We start from the raw sequence: 20,066 nt of genomic DNA, 5'->3' as shown, positions 1-20,066 counted from the left end.
TGTGTAAGATCGCTGCTCGTTCAGTGCCGACCATAACAAGAACTCTACAAGAATCAGCGCCATGACCCAGGAATGCACGGTGACCGGAGCGTCACCGGAAATGACAAGGAACGTGCGCAGGCTATTCGCCACCCAGCTGTCCGTCGAGCGAACCCGCCTGCTCTATCAGGGCTCATTGCTGCCCACGCTGTTCATGCTGGTCAACGGCCTGTTGTGTGCCTGGCTGTTGTGGAGCCCTGCGCGCTATCTGCTGGTGGCCGTGTGGCTGGTCTGGCTGCTGGCGCTGGTGGCCCTGCGGGTGATCCAGGTGGCGGCGTTCGACGCGGCTTCGGCGCAGCGCCAGGCCAGCCCGGCCTGGCGGCGCATGTTCCTGTTCGGTTCGGCATTCAGCGGCCTGACCCTGGCGTGCGCCGCCATCGCCCTGGTACCGGTGGACAACTTCGTGCAGCAGGCCTGGGTTTTCGGCTTGCTGGGCATGGCGACCCTGAGCGCCAGCATCGCCTACGCCGTGAGCCTGCCGGCTTTCCTCAGCTTCGCCTTGCCCTGCCTGCTGCCGCCGGTGGCCTTCCTGTTCTATTTCGACGCGGGCCTGCAGCGTGGCTGGGGCTGGCTCGGGCTGATCCTGCTGGCGGCGCTGATGGTGGTGGCCTGGCAGGTCAACCGCTTGCTCGACCGCAGCCTGGTGCGGCGTTTCCAGAATCAGGTGCTCAACCAGGACCTGCAGCGCATCTCGGCACAGAAGGCGCTGGAAGAGCAGCAGCGCCTGGCCGCCACGGTGTTCGAGGCGAGCAACGATGGCATCGCCATCCTCAGCGCGAGTTACGTGGTGCTGGCGGTCAACCACGCCTACTGTCAGATGACGGGCCATGACCGTTCGCAGCTGCTGGGGCGGGAATTCTTCGAGCTCGCGTGCAGCAGTGACGCTCGCCGCTACAGCCAGGTGATCGAACAGGCGCTGCACCTGCAAGGTGCCTGGCAGGGCGAGCTGGTGGAATCCCGCCAGCAGGGCGCGCTGCACCCGCAATGGCTGCGCCTGACCGCCGTGCGGGATACCGCAGGCCAGTTGACGCAGGTGGTCGGCTTCTTCACCGACCTTTCGGCGCGCCGGGCCTCCGAAGAGCGCCTGCGCTACCTGGCGCACTACGACGAACTGAGCGGCCTGGCCAACCGTGCGCTGTTCCGCCTGCGCCTGCTCGAAGCCAGCCGGCGCGTACGCCACACCGGGCGCAGCCTGGCCTTGCTGCACATCGACCTGGACCGCTTCAAGCTGCTCAACGAAAGCCTGGGCCATGAGCTGGCAGACCAGTTGATCCAGAAGATCGCCCGGCGCATCGCCGGCGCGGTGCCCGAGGCCGATACCGTGGCGCGGCTGTCCGGCGACGAGTTCGCCGTGCTGTTCGATGGCTACAGCAGCCTGTCGAGCCTGGTGCGGGTCACCACCCGGCTGCTGAACAAGCTGCGTGTGCCGCAGCGGCTGGACGACCATGAAGTGGTGATGAGTGCTTCGGTGGGGATCAGCATGCTCACCGAGGCCACGCTGGACGTCGATACCCTGGTCAGTCAGGCCGACATGGCCAAGCAGCACGCCAAGCACCTGGGCGGCGACAACTTCCAGTTCTACACCGAGAGCCTGCGCACCAGCACCCTGGAGCGCCTGCAGCTGGAAAACCAGTTGCGCAAGGCCATCGATGAGGGGCAGTTGCTGGTCTACTACCAACCCAAGCTGTGCCTGCAGACCGGCCGCCTGCATGCGGCCGAAGCCCTGGTGCGCTGGCAGCACCCGCAGCGGGGCATGGTGCCGCCCGGCGAGTTCATCGGCCTGGCCGAGGAAACCGGGCTGATCGCGCCGATGGGCGAGTTCGTGCTGCGCCGTGCCTGCCAGCAAGCCTGCGAGTGGCGGGGGGAAGGGCTGGAAGTGCGGGTGTCGGTCAACCTGTCGGTGTACCAGCTGCGCCAGGGCAAGCTGGTCAGCCTGGTGCGCCAGGTGCTGGAGGAAACCGGCCTGGCCCCGCACCTGCTGGAGCTGGAACTGACCGAGAGCCAGTTGCTGGACAGCGTCGAGCACATCATCACGACCTTCCAGCAGTTGCATGGGCTGGGTGTGAAACTGGCCATCGACGACTTCGGCACTGGCTATTCATCGCTCAGCTACCTGAAGCGTCTGCCCGTGGATTACGTGAAGATCGACCAGGCCTTCATTCGCGGCCTGCAGGTGGGTAGCCAGGATGCAGCCATCACCACGGCGATCATCACCATGGCTGGCAGCCTGGGGTTGAAGGTGGTGGCCGAAGGGGTGGAAACGCCAGAGCAGCTGGCGCTCCTGCGTGAGCAGGGCTGCGATGAGGTGCAGGGTTACCTGATCAGCCGGCCGGTCCCCGAGCCTGAGTTCCGCGAGAGGGTAGCCGCGAGTTGGCAGGCATGAAGCCAGGCAGCCCATCGAGCTGCCTGGCTTCAGCGTATCAGTCCAGGGTCACGATCTTGATGTGGCCTGTACCGCCTGGGTAGTTGATCTCGACCATTCCCCAGATGCTGGCCCCTTCACGCTCGAAATGAACGGTCTTTTCCGTCAGCACCTGCAAGGTGATGCCGCCGTCATCCACCAGTTCCAGTTGAAGCACTTCCCAAGCGCCCCGGTGGCGCCGGGTGGGCTCGCGGAGAACGGGAGTGATACCAGGGTTGTCGACTGTTACGGTTCCGTAGACTTTGAAGCGGTTCTGGCCGTTACGTTTATCATTGACGGCAATCAAGTTTTCTACATTGATCATGCTCGAACTCCTTTGGCAGACATGGAGGTGACGTTACAGCGAGGTCACCTTCACGCACCCAAGGGGGGCGACGTCAGCATGAAGTGATTCATCCATGCCAATGCCTGCCATGGCGTGCCAGCAGGCTGTTGGCCTGCTCCGGGCCGTTGTTGCCGGCGGCGTAGTGGCGGGGTGCCTGGAAGTGTTCTTCCCAGCCCTTGATGATCGGGTCGACCCAGGCCCAGGCCGCCTCTACCTCGTCACGGCGCATGAACAGCGTCGAGTCGCCTTCCAGGATATCCAGCAGCAGGCGCTCATAGGCCTCCCAGCGGCGGGTCTGGCTGAACACCTGGGCCAGGTTCAGGTCCAGGTCGACCGGCTCCAGGCGCATGCCCTTGCCGGGGCTCTTGGTCATCATGCGCAGGCTGATGCGCTCCTCCGGCTGCAACTGGATCAGCAACTGGTTGACCTGGCCGCCGTTGAACAGTTCGTGGGGCACCGGCTTGAACTGGATGACGATCTGCGACGAGCGCCGCGCCATGCGCTTGCCGGTGCGCAAGTAGAAGGGCACGCCGGCCCAGCGCCAGTTGTCGATGTGGGCGTGCACGGCGACGAACGTTTCGGTGTCGCTGTCGTTGTCCACGTCCTTTTCGAAGTAGTAGGCCGGCACTTCCTGGCCGCCGATGTGACCGCTGCCGTACTGGCCGCGCACGGTCTTGTCCTGCACGTCCTGGCCGGTGATCGGCTTGAGGGCGCGGAGGATCTTCACCTTTTCGTCGCGCACCGCTTCGGCCTCGAACTGAGCGGGTGGCTCCATGGCCACCAGGCACAGCAGCTGCAGCAGGTGGTTCTGCAGCATGTCGCGGGTCGCGCCGGCGCGGTCGTAGTAGCTGCCGCGGTTTTCCACGCCGAGGGTTTCGCAGACGCTGATCTGCACATGGTCGACCTGGCCGTTGCGCCACACCGGTTCCAGCAGGGCGTTGGCGAAGCGCAGGGCCATGAGGTTCTGCACGGTTTCCTTGCCCAGGTAGTGATCGATGCGGAACACCTGGGATTCGTCGAACACCGCGCCGATCGCTTCGTTGATGGCAGTGGCCGAAGCCAGTGAGTGGCCGATGGGTTTTTCCAGCACGATGCGTGCTTCGTTGTCGGCCAGCCCGGCGATGCGCAGGTGGTTGGCGATGGGCACGAACAGGTGGGGCGCGGTGGCCAGGTAGTAGACGCGCGTGAGCCCTCCAGGCTCGCCGAGGTAGCGCGCCAGGCGGCCGAAGTCGGCGCTTTGCGCGGCGTCCATGGGGAAGTAGTCCAGGCGCGCGGAAAAACGCTGCCACACTTCTTCCTCGAAATCCTGGCGGGCGACTTGCGCCCGGCAGTGGCGTTCGGCGAGCGTGAGGTACTGGTCGCGGCTGATGGCGCGGCGGGCGAGGGCGATGATGCGCACGGCGTTGTTCAGGCGTGCCTCGCGGTACAGGTGATAGAGCGCCGGCAGCAGTTTGTGCAGGGCCAGGTCACCGGTGCCACCGAACACCAGGATGTCGCAAGGGATCGTCAAACCACCACTCTCCACGTTCGTTTAACTGGGCGGGTTGGCGTCCATGTAGTATAACTACAAGAAAGCTACATCCCGGCCAGCCGATCATAACCGAGTCCAGCCCGTGAATCTGTTGCAACATATCGCCCAATCGCGCCACCTGCTGCGCAAATCGGAACTGAAAGTGGCCGACCACGTGCTGCTGGACCCGGCTGCCGTCATGCACAGCTCGATGGCCGACCTGGCGCACAGCGTGGGCATCAGCGAGCCGACCATCGTGCGCTTCTGCCGGGCGATCGGCTGTTCGGGCTTCCAGGACCTCAAGTTGAAGCTGGCGCAGAGCCTGGCGGCCGGCGCCAGTTTCGGCCAGTTCGCGATTCATGAAGACGACTCGGTCGCCGACTACAGCCTGAAGATCTTCGACACCACCCTGCACACCCTGATGGAAGTGCGCGAGCACCTGGACCCGCATGCCCTGCAACAGGCCGTGAGCGCCATGGCCAAGGCGCAGCGTGTGGAGTTCTATGGTTTTGGTGCGTCCGGCGCGGTGGCTGCCGATGCCCAGCACAAGTTCTTCCGCCTGCTGCTCAGCGCCGCGGCATACTCCGACCCGCACATGCAGGCGATGTCGGCAGTGACCCTGAAACCGGGTGACGTGGCGGTGTGCATTTCCCAGTCGGGGCGTTCCAAGGACCTGCTGATCACCGCCAACCTGGTGCGTGAAAGCGGTGCCACGCTGATTACCTTGTGCCCCAGCCAGACCCCCTTGGCAGAGCTCTCCAGCGTCAACCTGGCGATCGATGTGCATGAAGACACCGAGATCTATACCCCGTTGACCTCGCGGATCGCCCACCTGGTGGTGATCGACGTGCTGGCCATGGGCGTGGCCATGGCCCGTGGGCCGAGCCTGGTCAATCACTTGAAGAGCGTGAAGCGCAGCTTGCGCAGCTTGCGTTTGTCGCCCAAGTCGATCAAGGCTACCGACGACTGATGTAAGCCTGTGCTGGCGCTTTCGCGGGCAAGCCCGCTCCCACAGGATTGTTGAGTTCTTCGGGTTCGGCGCTTCCCCTGTGGGAGCGGGCTTGCCCGCGAAAGCGCCGGTGCAGGCTGTCAGATTTCACGGTTTTGTCACCATTCCTCAGCCAAACCGTAAACCCCCAGGGCCAGTCTGAAACTCCCGCATCCTATCTGGGAGACAGGCCATGGCTCGTGACTTCGACGGTACGTACCAACCCAGCGCCAAAGCTCGCAAGCAGCAGGAAAAGGACCAGCGACGCATGGAATACCGCCGTGCGATCGAAAGCTACTGCGACCAGCGTCAACTGCTTCGCGACCTGGTGGATTACCCTGACCTGCAAGAGCTCACGGTGTGGCAGGCGTCGGCGGCAACTTCCCCGAAAAACGCTCAACAATCGCGCTGATCAACGCACGTTCGCTGCGGATGAACGCCAGAAAGGCCAGGGCTACCGGCGACTGCCGTTTGGCCTTGGCCTGCACCACGCACCAACTGCGGTACAGCGGCAATTCGTCCACCGGCAGTTCCCTGAGCATCCCCGTGGCCAGCTCCATGTTCACCGCATGGCGGGTCAGCAGGGCGATGCCCAGGCCGGCGATCACGCACTCGCGCTGGGCGTCGGCCGAGGCCACTTCCAAGGTCTGGGTAAAGTGCACGCGCTTGTCCTTGAAGTACTCCTCGCAGGCCTTGCGCGTGCCCGAGCCCTGCTCGCGGACCAACAGCGTATGAGGCTCCAGGTCCTGCAGGCGCAGTTGCTCGAGCTTGCACAGCGGGTGCTCCGACGGCGCCACGGCGACGATCGGATTGTTGAGGAACGGCAGGAACTCCAGGCCCATGTCCTGGGGCACCATCGACATGATGATCAGGTCGTCGCGGTTGTCGGAAAGGCGGCGGATCGCCTGGGCACGGTTGACCACGGTGAGGGTCAGGTTGACCTCCGGGTGACGCTGCTTGAAGGCGGCGAACAGGTGTGGCACGAAGTACTTGGCGCTGGACTCGATCGCCAGCTTCAACTGCCCCTGCAGTGAACCCTGCATGTCCGACAGCTGCATGTCGAGGCTCTCAAGGCGGCCGAAGATGTCGCGGCTGGCGCGTTGCAGCGCTTCGGCCGCTTCGGTCAGGTAGAGCTTCTTGCCGACGTACTCGAACAGCGGCTGGCCGATCAGTTCCTCGAGCTGGCGGATCTGCAGGCTGACCGCGGGTTGTGTCAGCGACATTTCCTCCGCCGCCCGGCTGTACGAGCGTAAATCGCATACCTCGTTGAAGACCTGCAACTGACGCAATGTCATACGCATCAAGGACTTACGCATTTTTATCGGCTCTTCGGCAATACCTTGTTACCGAACTATAAGCTTTTGCTAATAGAGCCCCTAACAAATATTGATTTTTGTTTATCGTGCCCAGGCGCTAGGGTGAATACGCGACTGGCCAGCAACGTCTGGTCACGCGCCGACCGGTACAACCGGGTCGTCTGTTCCTACGGGCTTTGGGAAGAATCCAGTGATAAAAAAAATCCTGATCGCCAACCGGGGTGAAATCGCAGTTCGAATCGTGCGTGCCTGCGCCGAGATGGGCATTCGCTCTGTCGCGATCTATTCCGACGCCGACCGTCACGCCTTGCACGTCAAGCGTGCCGACGAGGCCTACAGCATCGGTGCCGAGCCGCTGGCCGGCTACCTGAACCCGCGCAAGCTGGTCAACCTGGCTGTGGAAACCGGCTGTGACGCCTTGCATCCGGGTTACGGTTTCCTGTCGGAAAACGCCGAATTGGCGGAGATCTGTGCCGAGCGCGGAATCAAGTTCATCGGCCCGGCCGCCGAGGTCATCCGCCGCATGGGCGACAAGACCGAAGCTCGCCGCACCATGATCAAGGCCGGTGTGCCGGTGACTCCGGGCACCGAAGGCAACGTCGCCGATATTCACGAAGCCCTGAGCGAAGGTGACCGCATTGGTTACCCGGTCATGCTCAAGGCCACTTCCGGCGGTGGCGGCCGTGGTATCCGCCGCTGCAACAGCCGTGAAGAGCTGGAACAGAACTTCCCACGGGTGATTTCCGAAGCCACCAAGGCCTTCGGCTCGGCCGAAGTGTTCCTGGAAAAGTGCATCGTCAACCCCAAGCACATCGAGGCACAGATCCTCGGTGACAGCTTCGGCAACGTGGTGCACCTGTTCGAGCGCGACTGTTCGATCCAGCGCCGCAACCAGAAGCTTATCGAAATCGCCCCAAGCCCGCAGCTGACCCCCGAACAGCGCGCCTACATCGGCGACCTGGCGGTGCGCGCGGCCAAGGCGGTGAACTACGAGAACGCCGGTACCGTGGAGTTCCTGCTCGCCGATGGCGAAGTGTACTTCATGGAAATGAACACCCGGGTGCAGGTGGAACACACCATCACCGAGGAAATCACCGGCATCGACATCGTTCGCGAACAGATCCGCATCGCTTCGGGTTTGCCGCTGTCGGTCAAGCAGGAAGACATCCAGCACCGTGGCTACGCGTTGCAGTTCCGCATCAACGCCGAAGACCCGAAAAACAACTTCCTGCCCAGCTTCGGCAAGATCACCCGTTACTACGCCCCCGGCGGCCCGGGCGTGCGCACCGACACGGCGATCTACACCGGCTACACCATTCCGCCGTTCTACGACTCCATGTGCCTGAAGCTGGTGGTCTGGGCGTTGACCTGGGAAGAAGCCATGGACCGCGGCCTGCGGGCCCTGGACGACATGCGCGTGCAAGGGGTGAAGACCACCGCCGCGTATTACCAGGAAATCCTGCGCAATCCGGAATTCCGTAGCGGCCAGTTCAACACCAGCTTCGTCGAAAGCCACCCGGAACTGACCAACTACTCGATCAAGCGCAAACCCGAAGAGCTGGCCCTGGCCATCGCCGCCGCCATCGCCGCCCACGCAGGCCTGTGAGGAACCCCATAATGTCCAAGAAAATCCACGTCACCGACACGATCCTGCGCGACGCCCACCAGTCCCTGCTGGCCACCCGCATGCGCACCGAAGACATGCTGCCGATCTGCGACAAGCTCGACAAGGTCGGCTACTGGTCGCTGGAAGTGTGGGGCGGTGCCACCTTCGACGCCTGCGTGCGCTTCCTCAAGGAAGACCCGTGGGAGCGCCTGCGCAAGCTGCGCAATGCGTTGCCCAACACGCGCCTGCAAATGCTCCTGCGCGGCCAGAACCTGCTCGGCTACCGTCACTACAGCGACGATGTGGTCAAGGCCTTCGTCGCCAAGGCCGCGGTCAACGGCATCGACGTGTTCCGCATCTTCGACGCCATGAACGACGTGCGTAACCTGCGCGTGGCCATCGAGGCGGTCAAGGCCGCCGGCAAGCACGCCCAGGGCACCATCGCCTACACCGTCAGCCCGGTGCACACCATCGACGCCTTCGTGGCCCAGGCCAAGCAGATGGAAGCCATGGGTTGCGATTCGATCGCGATCAAGGACATGGCCGGCCTGCTGACCCCGTTCGCTACCGGCGAGCTGGTCAGGGCGCTGAAGGCCGAGCAGTCGCTGCCGGTGTTCATCCATTCCCACGACACCGCCGGCCTGGCTGCCATGTGCCAGCTCAAGGCGGTGGAAAACGGCGCCGACCACATCGACACCGCGATCTCCAGCTTCGCCTGGGGTACCAGCCACCCAGGCACCGAGTCGATGGTCGCCGCGCTCAAGGGCAGCGAGTTCGACACCGGCCTTGACCTGGAGCTGCTGCAGGAAATCGGCCTGTACTTCTACGCCGTGCGCAAGAAGTACCACCAGTTCGAGAGCGAGTTCACCGCCGTGGACACCCGCGTGCAGGTCAACCAGGTGCCGGGCGGGATGATTTCCAACCTGGCCAACCAGCTCAAGGAGCAGGGCGCCCTGAGCCGCATGAACGAAGTGCTGGCCGAGATCCCGCGCGTGCGTGAAGACCTCGGCTTCCCGCCGCTGGTGACGCCGACCTCGCAGATCGTCGGCACCCAGGCGTTCTTCAACGTGCTGGCCGGCGAGCGCTACAAGACCATCACCAACGAGGTGAAGCTGTACCTGCAAGGCGGTTACGGCAAGGCCCCGGGCGTGGTCAACGAGCAGCTGCGCCGCCAGGCGATCGGCAGCGAGGAAGTGATCGACGTGCGCCCGGCCGACCTGCTCAAGCCGGAGATGTCCAAGCTGCGTGCCGACATCGGCGCCCTGGCCCGTTGCGAGGAGGACGTGCTGACCTTCGCCATGTTCCCGGACATCGGGCGCAAGTTCCTCGAGGAGCGCGAAGCCGGCACCCTGACCCCGGAAGCCCTGCTGCCGATCCCGGAAGCCGGCGCTGTGGCGGCCCCGGGGGGTGAAGGCGTGCCGACCGAGTTCGTCATCGACGTGCACGGCGAAACCTACCGCGTCGACATCACCGGCGTGGGCGTGAAGGCCGAGGGCAAGCGCCACTTCTACCTGTCGATCGACGGCATGCCGGAAGAAGTGGTGTTCGAGCCGCTCAACGAGTTCGTCGGCGGCGGCAGCAGCAAGCGCAAGCAGGCCAGCGCGCCGGGCCACGTCAGCACCACCATGCCGGGCAACATCGTCGATGTGCTGGTCAAGGAAGGCGATGTGGTCAAGGCCGGCCAGGCCGTGCTGATCACCGAGGCGATGAAGATGGAGACCGAAGTGCAGGCGGCCATCGCCGGCAAGGTCGTGGCCATCCACGTGGCCAAGGGCGATCGCGTGACGCCGGGCGAGATCCTGATCGAGATCGAGGGCTGATTCTCAAGCGCTCATCTACAAGCGGTTAACCTCTGGGGAGCGGATGCTCCCCTTTTTTTCTCTCGAATTTGCTTGCCTGTGGGAGCGGGTTTACCCGCGAAGAGGCCGTTTGCATCAACAACTCTTTCAGCGGTTGCGGCATGCCTCGAGAGTTTCCACCTGGCCCTCCGGCCGCTGGTTCGCTTCACTCAACCAGCGCTCGAACCCCGCCGCCACCTGCGGCCATTCATCATCGGTAATCGAATACCACGCCGTATCGCGGTTGTGGTCCTTCACCACCAGGTGCTTGCGGAACACCCCCTCGAAAACGAAGCCGAACCGCTCCGCCGCGCGCTTGGAGCGGGCGTTGGCGTTGTTGCACTTCCACTCCAGGCGGCGGTTGCCCAGCGCGAAGCCCAGCTTGCCCAGCAGGTAGACGGCCTCGGTGCCCTTGGGCGTGCGCTGCATCGGGGCGCCGAAGGCGATGTGGCCGATCTCGATACGGCCATGGTCAGGCACGATCGACATCAGCGAAAGAATGCCCTGGGCCTGGCCGCTGGCGCGGTCGATCACGGTGAAGTACAGCGGGTCGTGGCCGGCGGCGTTGCCCTGCAGCCAGCGGTCGAAGGCGGCGCGCTCGGTGAAGGGGCCATAGGGCAGGTAGTCCCACAGCAGCGGGTCGGAATCCGGGCCTTGCAGGGCGGTCCAGAGGTCGTCGCCGTGGCGCGCGGGGTCCAGTTTTTCCAGGCGAATGAAGCGACCGTCGATGGGCTCGGCCTTGGGCGGTGCGGCGGCTTTCCAGTTCAGTGCGTCAGTCATGTGGCCTACAACCCTTTGCGGAATTGGATGAAGCCCGGGCGCTCGGCAACCTGCTCGTACAGGCTGATGGCGGTGGCGTTGGTTTCGTGGGTCAGCCAGTGCACCTTGATGCAGCCGTCGGCCTTGGCCGTGGCGTACACGTGTTCGATCAGCTGGCGGCCGATACCCAGGCCGCGCTGGGCACTGTCGACGTAGAGGTCTTGCAGGTAGCAGGAATTCTCGATGCTCCAGTTGGAACGATGGTAGATGAAGTTGACCATCCCCACCGCCTTGCCATCGACCCAGGCCAGGGTCGAGTGGGTCGGTTCGTTCGGGTCGAGCAGGCGCTGCCAGGTGCTGAGGCTGACGTCTTCGGCCAGTTCGGTCTGGTAGAAGCGCAGGTAGGCTTGCCACAGGGCTAGCCAGGCGGTGTGGTCATGGGCGCCGACGGGGCGCAGGGTGACGTTGGGCATGGGGCGTTTCCTTCAGAGGTGGCGCATCTGCGCCGCCAGTTGGTTGTCCAGGTAGTCACTGCTGGCGCCCAGCGCTTTGCGTACGCCGGCGATGTCCTCGGCCGAGCGGTTCTGGCTGAGCTTGCGCGCGCCTTGCAGGCGGGCGATCGGCAGGCGGATGCCGACGATGGCGCGGAGCATGCCGTCGAGGTAGTCGGCGGGGGCGTCGGCGACCTTCCAGGGGTCGCTGCTGTGCTGTTCGTGGCGGTCGGTGAGGCGGCTGACGATCTGCAGCAGGGCACCGGCCTCATGGATCACCTCGGCTGTGCCGTAGGCGTGTACGGCCAGGTAGTTCCAGGTTGGCACCACCTTGGGGTTGTCGGCCTTGCTGGGATAGAAGCTGGGGCTGACATAGGCATCGGCACCGGGGAACACCAGCAGTGCTTCGGCGCCTTGTTGCAGGTCCTGCCATTGGCGATTGGCCCGCGCCAGGTGGGCGTAGACAGTACCGTAGTCGCCTTCGGCGGTGTCCACCAGCACTGGCAGGTGGGTGGCCAGCAAGCCATGCTCGCCGTGGCTGACCAACACGGCCAGGCGGGTATCGAGCATGTGCTGGTGCAGGCGCTCGAGGTCGTGTTCCTGGTGGGGTTTGCTGTTGTACATGCGCAGGTTCCTTGCCGAGTGGCTCCATCCTAGGCAGGCTATTGGTCTGTTGTAAGAGCCATTGATGACTGTTTTGACAGGTCCAATGCCATGAGCGAGCGCCCCCTCGTATTGCCTTTCGACCCCGCCGGGATCGTCCTCGACCGTCGCCGCGGGCTCAGCCAGCAGCTGTACCAGGCCCTGCGCGCGCGGGTGCTGGATGGCCGCCTGAGCAGTGGCACACGGCTGCCGGCCACGCGCGACCTGGCGAACGTGCTGGCGCTTTCGCGCAACAGTGTGGTGCGCGCCTACGACCAGCTGTATGCCGAGGGCTACATCGAAAGCCGGGTCGGTGATGGCACCTACGTGAGCCGCCTGGCAAAACTATCCACACAACTGTCCACAGGGTTATCCCGGGGTTTATCAACAGACTTATCCACATTTTCGTCTGAGAATACTGAGGATTCATCCAGCTTTAGGCGTTCCAGCGAGGCGCTGCAAAGACTGGAAAGTAACCATCTTCCTTCCCCAAAGAGCGGCGCGCCGCGGGCTTTTCGCGTCGGGATTCCGGCGTTCGATCTGTTCCCTTTCGACGTCTGGGCCAAGCTGCAGGCGGGTTTCTGGCGCAACCCCGATCCCGCCCAACTGGGCTACGGCGACCCTGCGGGCGAGCCTGTGCTGCGCGAACTGATCGCCGCCTACCTGCGGCGCTCGCGTGGCCTGTGCTGTACCGCTGAACAAATTGTGATCACCAGTGGTGCGCAGCAGGCCATAAGCCTTTGTGCACAGTTGCTGTTGCAGCCGGGTGATGGCGTGGCTGTGGAAAACCCGGGCTACAGGGCTGCCGGGCATACCTTTGCCGTGGCCGGCGGCAAGGTGACTGGCGTGCCGGTGGACGAAGAAGGCATGGACTGCCAGCGCCTGGCGCAGGTGGAGGGCTGCCGGCTGGCCTATGTCACCCCGGCGCACCAGTACCCGACCGGGGTGACCATGAGCCTGGCCCGGCGCCTGGCCCTGCTGGCCTGGGCCGAGCGCAACGATGGCTGGGTCATCGAGGACGACTACGACGGCGAATACCGCTACAGCGGTGCGCCCCTGGCCCCGTTGGCGGCGCTGGATCGCCAGGGGCGGGTGCTGTATGTCGGCACGTTCGGCAAGATCGCATTCCCGGCATTGCGCCTGGGTTACCTGGTGCTGCCGCCGCAGTTGGTGCAGGCGTTCAGCCAGGGGCGGGCACTGGCGATGCGGCATTCCGAGGTGGGGAGCCAGTGCGTGATGGCCGAGTTCATGGCCCGGGGGCATTTCCAGCGGCATATCCGGCGCATGCGCAAGGCCGCGTTGAGCCGGCGTAATGTGCTGAAGGCGGGCTGGCCGGTGGATATCCCTGGGTTGGCTGCGATGCCGGAGGTGGCGGCGGGGCTGCATGTCAAGGTGGATGTGGATAACTTTGCGCGGGAGCAGGAGCTGGTGGCCAGGGCTGAGGCGGTGGGGGTTGAAGTGAATCCGCTGAGTGGCTACTGGCTGGAGGACAGCGAGGTGCCTGTGGATAAGCGGGCGGGGCTGGTGCTAGGGTTTGCGGCGGTGCCGGAGCGGCAGATTGCCGAGGCGTTAATGAGATTGCGCAAGGCTTGGCGACCTCTTCGCGGGTGAACCCGCTTCCACAGGCACAGCGTCGACCTCAAGTCCGGCGCAGACCCTGTGGGAGCGGGTCTACCCGCGAAGAAAGCGACTCAGGTTCCGGACTTGATTCGGGTCCAGGCCCGCGTCCGCGCCCGCTCGGCCTCTCGCGACAATGGCTTGAGGGTATACAACTTGGCCATCGCCTCCGCAGTCGGGTACAGGTTCGGGTTGTTGCGAATCGCCGGGCTGACCTTGTCGGTGGCGTCCTTGTTCGGGTTCGGATAGCCGACGAAGTCGCTGATCGGCGCGATCACTTCAGGCCGCAGCAGGTAGTTGATGAACGCGTGGGCATCCTCCGGGTTGGCCGCGTTCTTGGGGATCGCCAGCATGTCGAACCAGATCGGCGCGCCTTCCTTGGGCAGGCGCATGTCCACCACCACGCCGTTCTTCGCATCCCGGGCGCGGTTGGCCGCCTGCGAGAAGCTGCCGCTGTAGCCGACCGCCACGCAGATATCGCCATTGGCGATGTCGGCCATGTACTTCGACGAATGGAAGTAGGTGATGGATGGGCGGATCTTCAGCATCAGCGCTTCGGCCTGCTTGTAGTCGGCCGGTTTGTCGCTGTTCGGCGGCAGGCCCAGGTGCTGCAGGGCCAGCGGCAGGATTTCCGACGGCGAGTCGAGCAGCGCCACCCCGCACTGCTTGAGCTTGGCGATGTTCTCTTCCTTGAAGATCAGGTCCCAGCTGTCGACCGGGGCGTTTTCGCCGAGCGCCGCCTTGACCTTGGCCGGGTTGAAGCCGATCAGGATGGTGCCGTACATGTACGGCACGGCGAACTTGTTGCCCGGGTCGTTGGCCTCGATCAGTTTCATCAGCGCCGGGTCCAGGTGCTGCCAGTTCGGCAGCTTGCTGCGGTCCAGGGGCTGGAACACCCCGGCTTCGATCTGCTTGGCGAGGAATACGTTGGACGGCACCACCACGTCGTAGCCGGAGTTGCCGGTAAGCAACTTGGCTTCGAGCGCTTCGTTGGTGTCGAAGATGTCGTAGATCAGCTTGACGCCACTGTCCTTCTGGAAGTCGCTCAAGGTCTGCGGGGTGATGTAATCGAACCAGTTATACACACGCAAGGTGCGCTGCTCGGCGTGAGCCTGCAGGGCACCGGTGACCAGGGTGGCAGCGATGAACGGGGTGAGCAGACGCTTGAGTCGGACCATGATCAGGCTCCAGGCTGGGCGCGCTGGAAGCCTTCCAGCACATTGACCGCGTTGATACCGATTTCTTCTACAGCGTAGCCACCTTCCATCACGAACAGGGTCGGCTTGCCGAGCCGGGCGATGCGCTCGCCCATGGCCAGGTAATCCGGGCTGTCGAGCTTGAACTGGGAGATCGGGTCGTCCTTGAAGGTGTCCACCCCCAGGGAAATTACCAGCACGTCGGCGTCATAGGCGGCGATGCGCTGGCAGGCGTCTTCCAGGGCGGCGCTCCAGGCGGCCCAGTCACTGCCGGCGGGCAAGGGGTAGTTGATGTTGCAGCCAACACCCGCGCCTTCGCCGGTTTCGTCGGCATAGCCGAGGAAGAACGGGAATTCGGCCTGCGGGTCGCCGTGGATCGAGGCGAAGAACACGTCGCCGCGCTGGTAGAAGATGTCCTGGGTGCCGTTGCCGTGGTGGTAGTCGACGTCGAGGATCGCCACCTTGGCGCGGCCCTGGTCGAGGAAGGCCTGGGCGGCGATCGCGGCGTTGTTCAGGTAGCAGTAGCCACCCATGACTTCGGCAGCGGCGTGGTGCCCTGGTGGGCGGCACAGGGCGAAGGCCGAATGGGCACCTTGCTGGATCGCGGCCTGGGCGGTGAGGGCGACCTGCGCTGCGCTGTAGGCGGCTTGCCAGGTGCCGGCGGTGATCGGCGCGCCGGCGTCGAAGCTGTAGTAGCCCAGTTCGCCGTGCAGGCCGGTCGGCTTGACCTGGCGCAGGGTGCGCGCCGGCCAGGTGAAGGGCAGCAGGTCGCCGTCGTGGCCGAGGGCCGCCCAGCGCCCCCAGGCGCCCTGGAAGAAGTCCAGGTAGTCGGCGCTGTGGATGCGTTGCAGCGGGGCGCGGCCGAAATCGGTCGGGCCCTGGACGTCACCGAGGTTGCGCTTTTTCACTTGCTCGAGGACGTGGTCGGCGCGCGAGGGCATTTCGAAGCAAGGCATCAGCTTACCGTCGATCAGCTCGCAGCGGCCGTGATGCAGGCGGTGATCATCGGAATAGATCGTCAGCATTTGTTGTTCTCCGGAGGGACTGGCGTAGGCCCATTTTCACGGGCGGCCCGGTGGCAGAGAACGACGCAAACGGCCAAAAGGGGATCGATGTGGCCAAGCTGGGTGGCCGGGTTATCCTGTGCCGGCCTCTTCGCGGGTAAACCCGCTCCCACAGGGATCGCACTCGCCTCTGTGGGAGCGGGTTTACCCGCGAAGAGGCCGGCACAGGTCAACCGCGGAAGTGGCTGGGTGCTACGCCGCTCCAGCGCTGAAAGGCATGCCGAAAACTGGCCGTCTCGCTGAACCCCAGCGTCTCGGCAATCCGGTAGATCGGCATCTGCTCATCAGCCAGCAGCTGCTTGGCCCGCTCGAAGCGCAGTTCGTCCAGCAGCTGTTGATAACTGCTGCCCAGCGCCTGCAGGTGCCGGCGCAAGGTCCGCGACGAGCAGTTCATCTGCCGCGCCAACCCTTCCAGCCCCGGCGCCGCCTCCAGCTGCTGCAACAGCAACTGGCGAATCCGCCCGAGCCAGGCCTGGCGCCCGGTGAACTCCAGGTTCAGGCGCCGGCAACGCTCGCCCATGGCCTTGTGGGTGATCGGGTCGGCCAGTGGCAGTGGCATGTCCAGCCAGCGGCGCTCGAAGGCAAAGGCGTTGTCTTGGGCCTCGAACGCCAGTGGGCACTGGAATGCACGGGTATAGAGCGCGTGGTAGCCGGGGCGGGCATGTTCGAAGCGCGCGCCGAGCAGCGGCAGCGGGCGGCCGAGCAGGTCGTCGCAGATGACCTTCAGCGACACCAGGCAGAACTCGGCATTGAAGGCCGCCAACGCTGGTGCGTCGTGGTAGTTGCTGGCGCTGAACCAGACCCGTTGGCCATCGTCGATCAGGTTTAACTTGAACACTGTTCCCAGGAGTGCCGGATAGTGCAGGGCCAGGCGCAGCGCGTCACCCAAAGTGGCACTGGAGAGCAGGGCGTAACCGAGCATGCCGTAGCACGACACGTGCATGCGTCGGCCCAGTTCCAGGCCGATCTCTTCGCGCCGGGCCACCGCGTTGGCGCACACCTGCAGTTCTTGCTGGGTGGTGATGCGCGCGTCGCTATGGCCCAGGTCGGCCGGGCCTATGCCGCTGCCGGCGAGCAACGTCGCGGCCTCGCAACCTTCCTCGCGGAACAGGTTAAGGATCAGCGAAACGGCGTTGAGGGTGGTCAGGTGGCTGTGCAGCATGCTCGGTCATCCCAATGGGCTGGGCGTATTGTGGAGCAATTAGCGTGCCTTTTATCTTGATCAACGTCGAATGAGTTGAATTAGACCAGTACTACATTGGTTGCGGAAGCTTCCTACAACCATGCTTTCAGTGTCCTTGTTAGGTTTCAGGCTTTACCGCTTTACAGCGGTGGCAAGTTTCCTAAAAGGACAAAGGATGTTCAATACACCCCCCGAGGCGCGTTTACGCTTTGACGTGAACGCCATGCCCAATGATCTTCAGGTGTCCGCCTTCAAGGGCCGCGAAGGGATCAGCACGACCTACCGTTTCGATATCGACCTGATCAGCGAGAACTCCAGCCTGCCGCTGGAACGGCTGCTGAACCAGCCGGCGTTTCTCGCTTTCGACGAGTGCGGCAACGGCATCCACGGCGTGATTTCCCGCCTGCGACAGGGTGCCATCGGCACGCGCCTGTGCCATTACCACGCTCGGCTCGAACCCCAGATGACGCGCCTGGGCCTGGGCCGTAACCAGCGGATCTTCCAGCACCGCAGCGTGGCGCAGATCATCGGCCAGTTGCTGGGCGAGCACGGCATCCTCGGCCAGGCCTGCCAGTTCCGCCTGGCCGAGCCATCGGCGCCGAGGCGCTATTGCGTGCAATACGGTGAAAGCGACCTGGCCTTCATCGAGCGCCTGTGTCAGGAGGAGGGGATTCACTACCACTTCCTGCATTCGCCTGGCGGCCACAGCGTGGTATTCGCCGACCACCAGTCGCACTTTCCGCGCCTGGAGGGCGCCATTGCCTTCGTTCCGGAGGCCGGCCTGGTGGCTGACGAGCCGGTGATCAGCCGTTTCGGTGTGGCGCTGCAGACCAGCGTCAGCCGTGTGGAGCTGCGCGACCATGACATGCGCAAGGCGGCGGTGGTGCTGGCCTACCCCAGCAAGCACACCAGCCCGCACCTGGTTCCCGATATCGAGTACTACGACTACCCCGGTGGCCTGCGTCAGGCTGCTGAGCCGCAGCGCGGCAGCCAGCTCGGCAGGCGTGCGCTGGAACGTGAGCGTATCGGCCACCGTCAGGCTGAAGGCACCAGCGACGTGCCGCGCCTGGTCAGTGGCCACCTCATGCAGCTTGCCGGCCACCCCCGTGAAGAGTGGAACGACCTGTGGCTGCTGACCGGCGTGCAGCACGAAGGCAATCAGCCCCAGGTGCTGGAGGAAAACCTTGATACGGCGCCGGCCGAACCGTCACAGCCTCGCTACGCCAATCAGTTCAGCGCCACCCCGTGGGACACCTTCTTCCGCCCGGCCAGGCCCCGGAGCCGGCCACGCCTGCCGGGTTGCCAGACGGCGCGGGTGATCGGCCCGGCGGGCGAGGAGGTGTACTGCGACGAACTCGGCCGGGTGAAGGTGCAGTTCCATTGGGACCGCCATGGCCAGGGCGACGAGCACAGCAGTTGCTGGTTGCGGGTGATGTCGGGCTGGGCGGGTGACCGCCACGGGGCGCTGACCCTGCCGCGGGTCGGTATGGAAGTGGTGGTCAGCTTCCTCGACGACGACCCGGATCAGCCGGTGGTCAGCGGTTGCCTGCCCGACAGCCTGCACACACCGCCTTATCCGCTGCCCGAATTCAAGTCACGCACCGTGCTACGCAGCCGCAGCCTGGGCGGCGGTGGCGGTTACAACGAGCTGGCCATGGAGGACCGGGCCGGCGACGAACTGCTCTACTTGCGCGCCCAGCGCGATTTCGAGCAGCGGGTCGGGCATGACAGCCACGTGGCGGTCGGCAACCATCGCCAGCTGTGTGTGCAGGGCGATAGCCAGGTCACTTTCGAGGGTGATGAGCAGCATACGGTCGGCGGCGAACGCAAGGTACTGCTGCGTGGCAATGACCATTTGTTGGTCGAGCAGGGTAGCCAGACCCGCGTCGGCACGGTGCTGGTGCAGCATGCCGGGCGCCAGGTGCAGCTTTCGGCCGATGGTGAAGTGGTGGTGGAGGGCGGTGCGAGCATCACCCTGAAAGTGGGTGGGCAGCATCTGCTGGTGAACAGCGCGGGGATCTTCGCCAGCAGTCCGATCCAGATTGGCGGTGCGCCCGCGCCGAGTCAGGCGGCAGCGCCATTGCCGCCGGAACTGGTGAGCAGCCAGGGGCCTGCCGCGCTGCCCAAGGTGGTGGCGCCGGTGATGTTGGCGCTGCTCCTGGCGAGCAAGCAGGCCGACCAGGACTACTGCCCGCTCTGCGAGGCCTGTACCAATGGGCAGTGCCTGCCGCTGGGAGGTGCAGCATGAGTGGCCATAACCCGTGGCGGTGGGTGGCCGCACAGCGTGCCTTGGGGCGCGAGGTCGTGTTACTGCTCGATGGCGAGGCGCGCACCCGCAATGCCCTGATGGCGGCGCTGGGCAGCGACCGCTGGAGCGCGTTGTACAGCCAGACACCGGCAGGCCAGCTGGCCGGGGCTGGCCCGGTCGGCTTTCTGGTGGGGGATGTCGAACTGCGCCTGGCCGAGGCGGATCTTGCGGCGCCGCAGACGCATTGGGGCTGGCTGGCCAGCCTGGCGTCAGGCGATTGGGAAGGCTGGGTCAGCCATTGGCGGGCGCGGCTGATGGTCGGGCAGGGGCTGTACCGTTTTCACGACAACCGCGTGCTGGGGCGGGCCTTGGGTGCGCTGGGGCCTGCGGCATTGCCTGCATATCTCGGGCCGACCATCAGCCTCTGTTATTGGCACCTGGACGCTTGGCAGGTTGTGGATAACCCGGCGCCGGGCAGCTACCCCGTGCCCTCCGAGCCGGCCTGGCTTCGTGTGCCGGCGCCGGCCGCCGAGGTGACGTTGCTGGTGAATGCCGACCGGTATCTGGTGCGGCATGACTACGAGCGTTACCTGGCGCTGGCGGGTGAACAGGACCATGAAGTCTGGCTCAAGCGGCGGTTGGAACAGGCTAGCGCTTGGGGGTGGGATAGGTCTGAGCAGCTGGCGTTTTTGTTGCTCAGCAGTCTCCGTGCGCCGGGATTCAGGGTTGGAGAGGACTGGGCGCGATGGCCGGAAGAAACGCCCGAGGCACATTTTCAGCGGATGCGACGGATTGCGCCATTAGAGCAAGGGAGAACGTGAA

General features: G+C 64.6%; 17 protein-coding genes. 8 read left to right on the top strand and 9 right to left on the bottom strand.

Features of this window, described 5'->3' with window-relative positions; translation table 11 throughout:
- Nucleotides 1-61 precede the first annotated feature (61 nt).
- A complete protein-coding gene (locus ACIP21_RS06625; RefSeq protein ID WP_400685402.1) occupies nucleotides 62-2,422 on the top strand; it encodes a putative bifunctional diguanylate cyclase/phosphodiesterase in 2,361 nt (786 codons plus the stop codon).
- Between the two features lie 37 nt (nucleotides 2,423-2,459).
- Here the strand turns inward: ACIP21_RS06625 and ACIP21_RS06620 are convergent, their stop codons facing one another.
- Both ACIP21_RS06620 and zwf read right to left on the bottom strand, forming a co-directional pair.
- Nucleotides 2,460-2,765, bottom strand: coding sequence for a hypothetical protein (locus tag ACIP21_RS06620; protein ID WP_400685399.1), 306 nt, complete (start codon nucleotides 2,763-2,765; stop codon nucleotides 2,460-2,462).
- An 88-nt stretch (nucleotides 2,766-2,853) separates the two neighbouring features.
- On the bottom strand, nucleotides 2,854-4,296 hold the full coding sequence (zwf, locus tag ACIP21_RS06615; RefSeq protein ID WP_400685396.1) for a glucose-6-phosphate dehydrogenase: 1,443 nt from the start codon (nucleotides 4,294-4,296) through the stop codon (nucleotides 2,854-2,856).
- 103 nt (nucleotides 4,297-4,399) lie between these two features.
- On the opposite strand from zwf, the gene hexR reads away from it, so the two are divergent.
- Together hexR and ACIP21_RS06605 are read left to right on the top strand one after the other, a co-directional pair.
- Nucleotides 4,400-5,266: a transcriptional regulator HexR gene (gene hexR, locus ACIP21_RS06610; RefSeq protein ID WP_400685393.1), complete on the top strand. Its 867-nt coding sequence runs from the start codon at nucleotides 4,400-4,402 to the stop codon at nucleotides 5,264-5,266.
- Nucleotides 5,267-5,477: 211 nt separating this feature from the next.
- Entirely contained in the window at nucleotides 5,478-5,696 is a 219-nt protein-coding gene (locus tag ACIP21_RS06605; RefSeq protein WP_400685390.1) for a PA3496 family putative envelope integrity protein, read from the top strand.
- Here ACIP21_RS06605 and ACIP21_RS06600 read toward each other — a convergent pair.
- Nucleotides 5,638-6,600 (bottom strand): LysR family transcriptional regulator, encoded by a 963-nt coding sequence (locus tag ACIP21_RS06600; RefSeq protein ID WP_400685387.1) that lies wholly within the window; start codon nucleotides 6,598-6,600, stop codon nucleotides 5,638-5,640. The two genes, ACIP21_RS06605 and ACIP21_RS06600, sit on opposite strands and share 59 nt — an antisense overlap.
- Nucleotides 6,601-6,790: 190 nt before the next feature.
- Here ACIP21_RS06600 and ACIP21_RS06595 point away from each other — a divergent pair, with 190 nt between their 5' ends.
- Nucleotides 6,791-8,206 (top strand): acetyl-CoA carboxylase biotin carboxylase subunit, encoded by a 1,416-nt coding sequence (locus ACIP21_RS06595; RefSeq protein WP_400685384.1) that lies wholly within the window; start codon nucleotides 6,791-6,793, stop codon nucleotides 8,204-8,206.
- An 11-nt stretch (nucleotides 8,207-8,217) separates the two neighbouring features.
- Nucleotides 8,218-10,026, top strand: coding sequence for a sodium-extruding oxaloacetate decarboxylase subunit alpha (gene oadA / locus ACIP21_RS06590; protein WP_400685381.1), 1,809 nt, complete (start codon nucleotides 8,218-8,220; stop codon nucleotides 10,024-10,026).
- Between the two features lie 126 nt (nucleotides 10,027-10,152).
- Here the strand turns inward: oadA and ACIP21_RS06585 are convergent, their stop codons facing one another.
- Genes ACIP21_RS06585 through ACIP21_RS06575 form a run of 3 tightly spaced genes read right to left on the bottom strand, consistent with a single transcriptional unit; the run spans nucleotide 10,153 to nucleotide 11,918 of the window.
- On the bottom strand, nucleotides 10,153-10,824 hold the full coding sequence (locus ACIP21_RS06585; protein ID WP_400685379.1) for a GNAT family N-acetyltransferase: 672 nt from the start codon (nucleotides 10,822-10,824) through the stop codon (nucleotides 10,153-10,155).
- A 5-nt stretch (nucleotides 10,825-10,829) separates the two neighbouring features.
- On the bottom strand, nucleotides 10,830-11,276 hold the full coding sequence (locus tag ACIP21_RS06580) for a GNAT family N-acetyltransferase (protein WP_400685376.1): 447 nt from the start codon (nucleotides 11,274-11,276) through the stop codon (nucleotides 10,830-10,832).
- A 12-nt stretch (nucleotides 11,277-11,288) separates the two neighbouring features.
- Nucleotides 11,289-11,918 (bottom strand): FMN-binding negative transcriptional regulator, encoded by a 630-nt coding sequence (locus ACIP21_RS06575; RefSeq protein ID WP_400685374.1) that lies wholly within the window; start codon nucleotides 11,916-11,918, stop codon nucleotides 11,289-11,291.
- Nucleotides 11,919-12,008: 90 nt separating this feature from the next.
- On the opposite strand from ACIP21_RS06575, the gene ACIP21_RS06570 reads away from it, so the two are divergent.
- Nucleotides 12,009-13,547, top strand: a complete 1,539-nt coding sequence (locus ACIP21_RS06570; RefSeq protein ID WP_400685371.1) for a PLP-dependent aminotransferase family protein — start codon at nucleotides 12,009-12,011, stop codon at nucleotides 13,545-13,547.
- 80 nt (nucleotides 13,548-13,627) lie between these two features.
- On the opposite strand, the gene ACIP21_RS06565 is transcribed toward ACIP21_RS06570, so the two are convergent.
- The 3 genes from ACIP21_RS06565 to ACIP21_RS06555 form a co-directional block, all read right to left on the bottom strand.
- Nucleotides 13,628-14,731 carry an extracellular solute-binding protein gene (locus tag ACIP21_RS06565; protein ID WP_400685368.1) on the bottom strand — a complete coding sequence of 368 codons (1,104 nt, stop codon included), beginning with the start codon at nucleotides 14,729-14,731 and terminating at the stop codon, nucleotides 13,628-13,630.
- 2 nt (nucleotides 14,732-14,733) lie between these two features.
- On the bottom strand, nucleotides 14,734-15,774 hold the full coding sequence (locus tag ACIP21_RS06560; RefSeq protein WP_400685365.1) for a histone deacetylase family protein: 1,041 nt from the start codon (nucleotides 15,772-15,774) through the stop codon (nucleotides 14,734-14,736).
- A 208-nt stretch (nucleotides 15,775-15,982) separates the two neighbouring features.
- Entirely contained in the window at nucleotides 15,983-16,975 is a 993-nt protein-coding gene (locus ACIP21_RS06555) for an AraC family transcriptional regulator (RefSeq protein ID WP_400685362.1), read from the bottom strand.
- A 196-nt stretch (nucleotides 16,976-17,171) separates the two neighbouring features.
- On the opposite strand from ACIP21_RS06555, the gene tssI reads away from it, so the two are divergent.
- Together tssI and ACIP21_RS06545 are read left to right on the top strand one after the other, a co-directional pair.
- Nucleotides 17,172-19,244 carry a type VI secretion system tip protein TssI/VgrG gene (gene tssI, locus ACIP21_RS06550; RefSeq protein WP_400685359.1) on the top strand — a complete coding sequence of 691 codons (2,073 nt, stop codon included), beginning with the start codon at nucleotides 17,172-17,174 and terminating at the stop codon, nucleotides 19,242-19,244.
- Nucleotides 19,241-20,065 (top strand): DUF4123 domain-containing protein, encoded by an 825-nt coding sequence (locus tag ACIP21_RS06545; protein WP_400685356.1) that lies wholly within the window; start codon nucleotides 19,241-19,243, stop codon nucleotides 20,063-20,065. Before tssI ends, ACIP21_RS06545 begins: the two co-directional genes overlap by 4 nt.
- The last annotated feature ends 1 nt before the right edge of the window (nucleotide 20,066 follow it).

The organism is Pseudomonas sp. NPDC089401 (assembly GCF_044749485.1).
GTDB lineage: Bacteria > Pseudomonadota > Gammaproteobacteria > Pseudomonadales > Pseudomonadaceae > Aquipseudomonas.
Note: the sequence above shows the minus strand (reverse complement) of the source record. Positions and strands in the feature narration are given on the sequence as shown.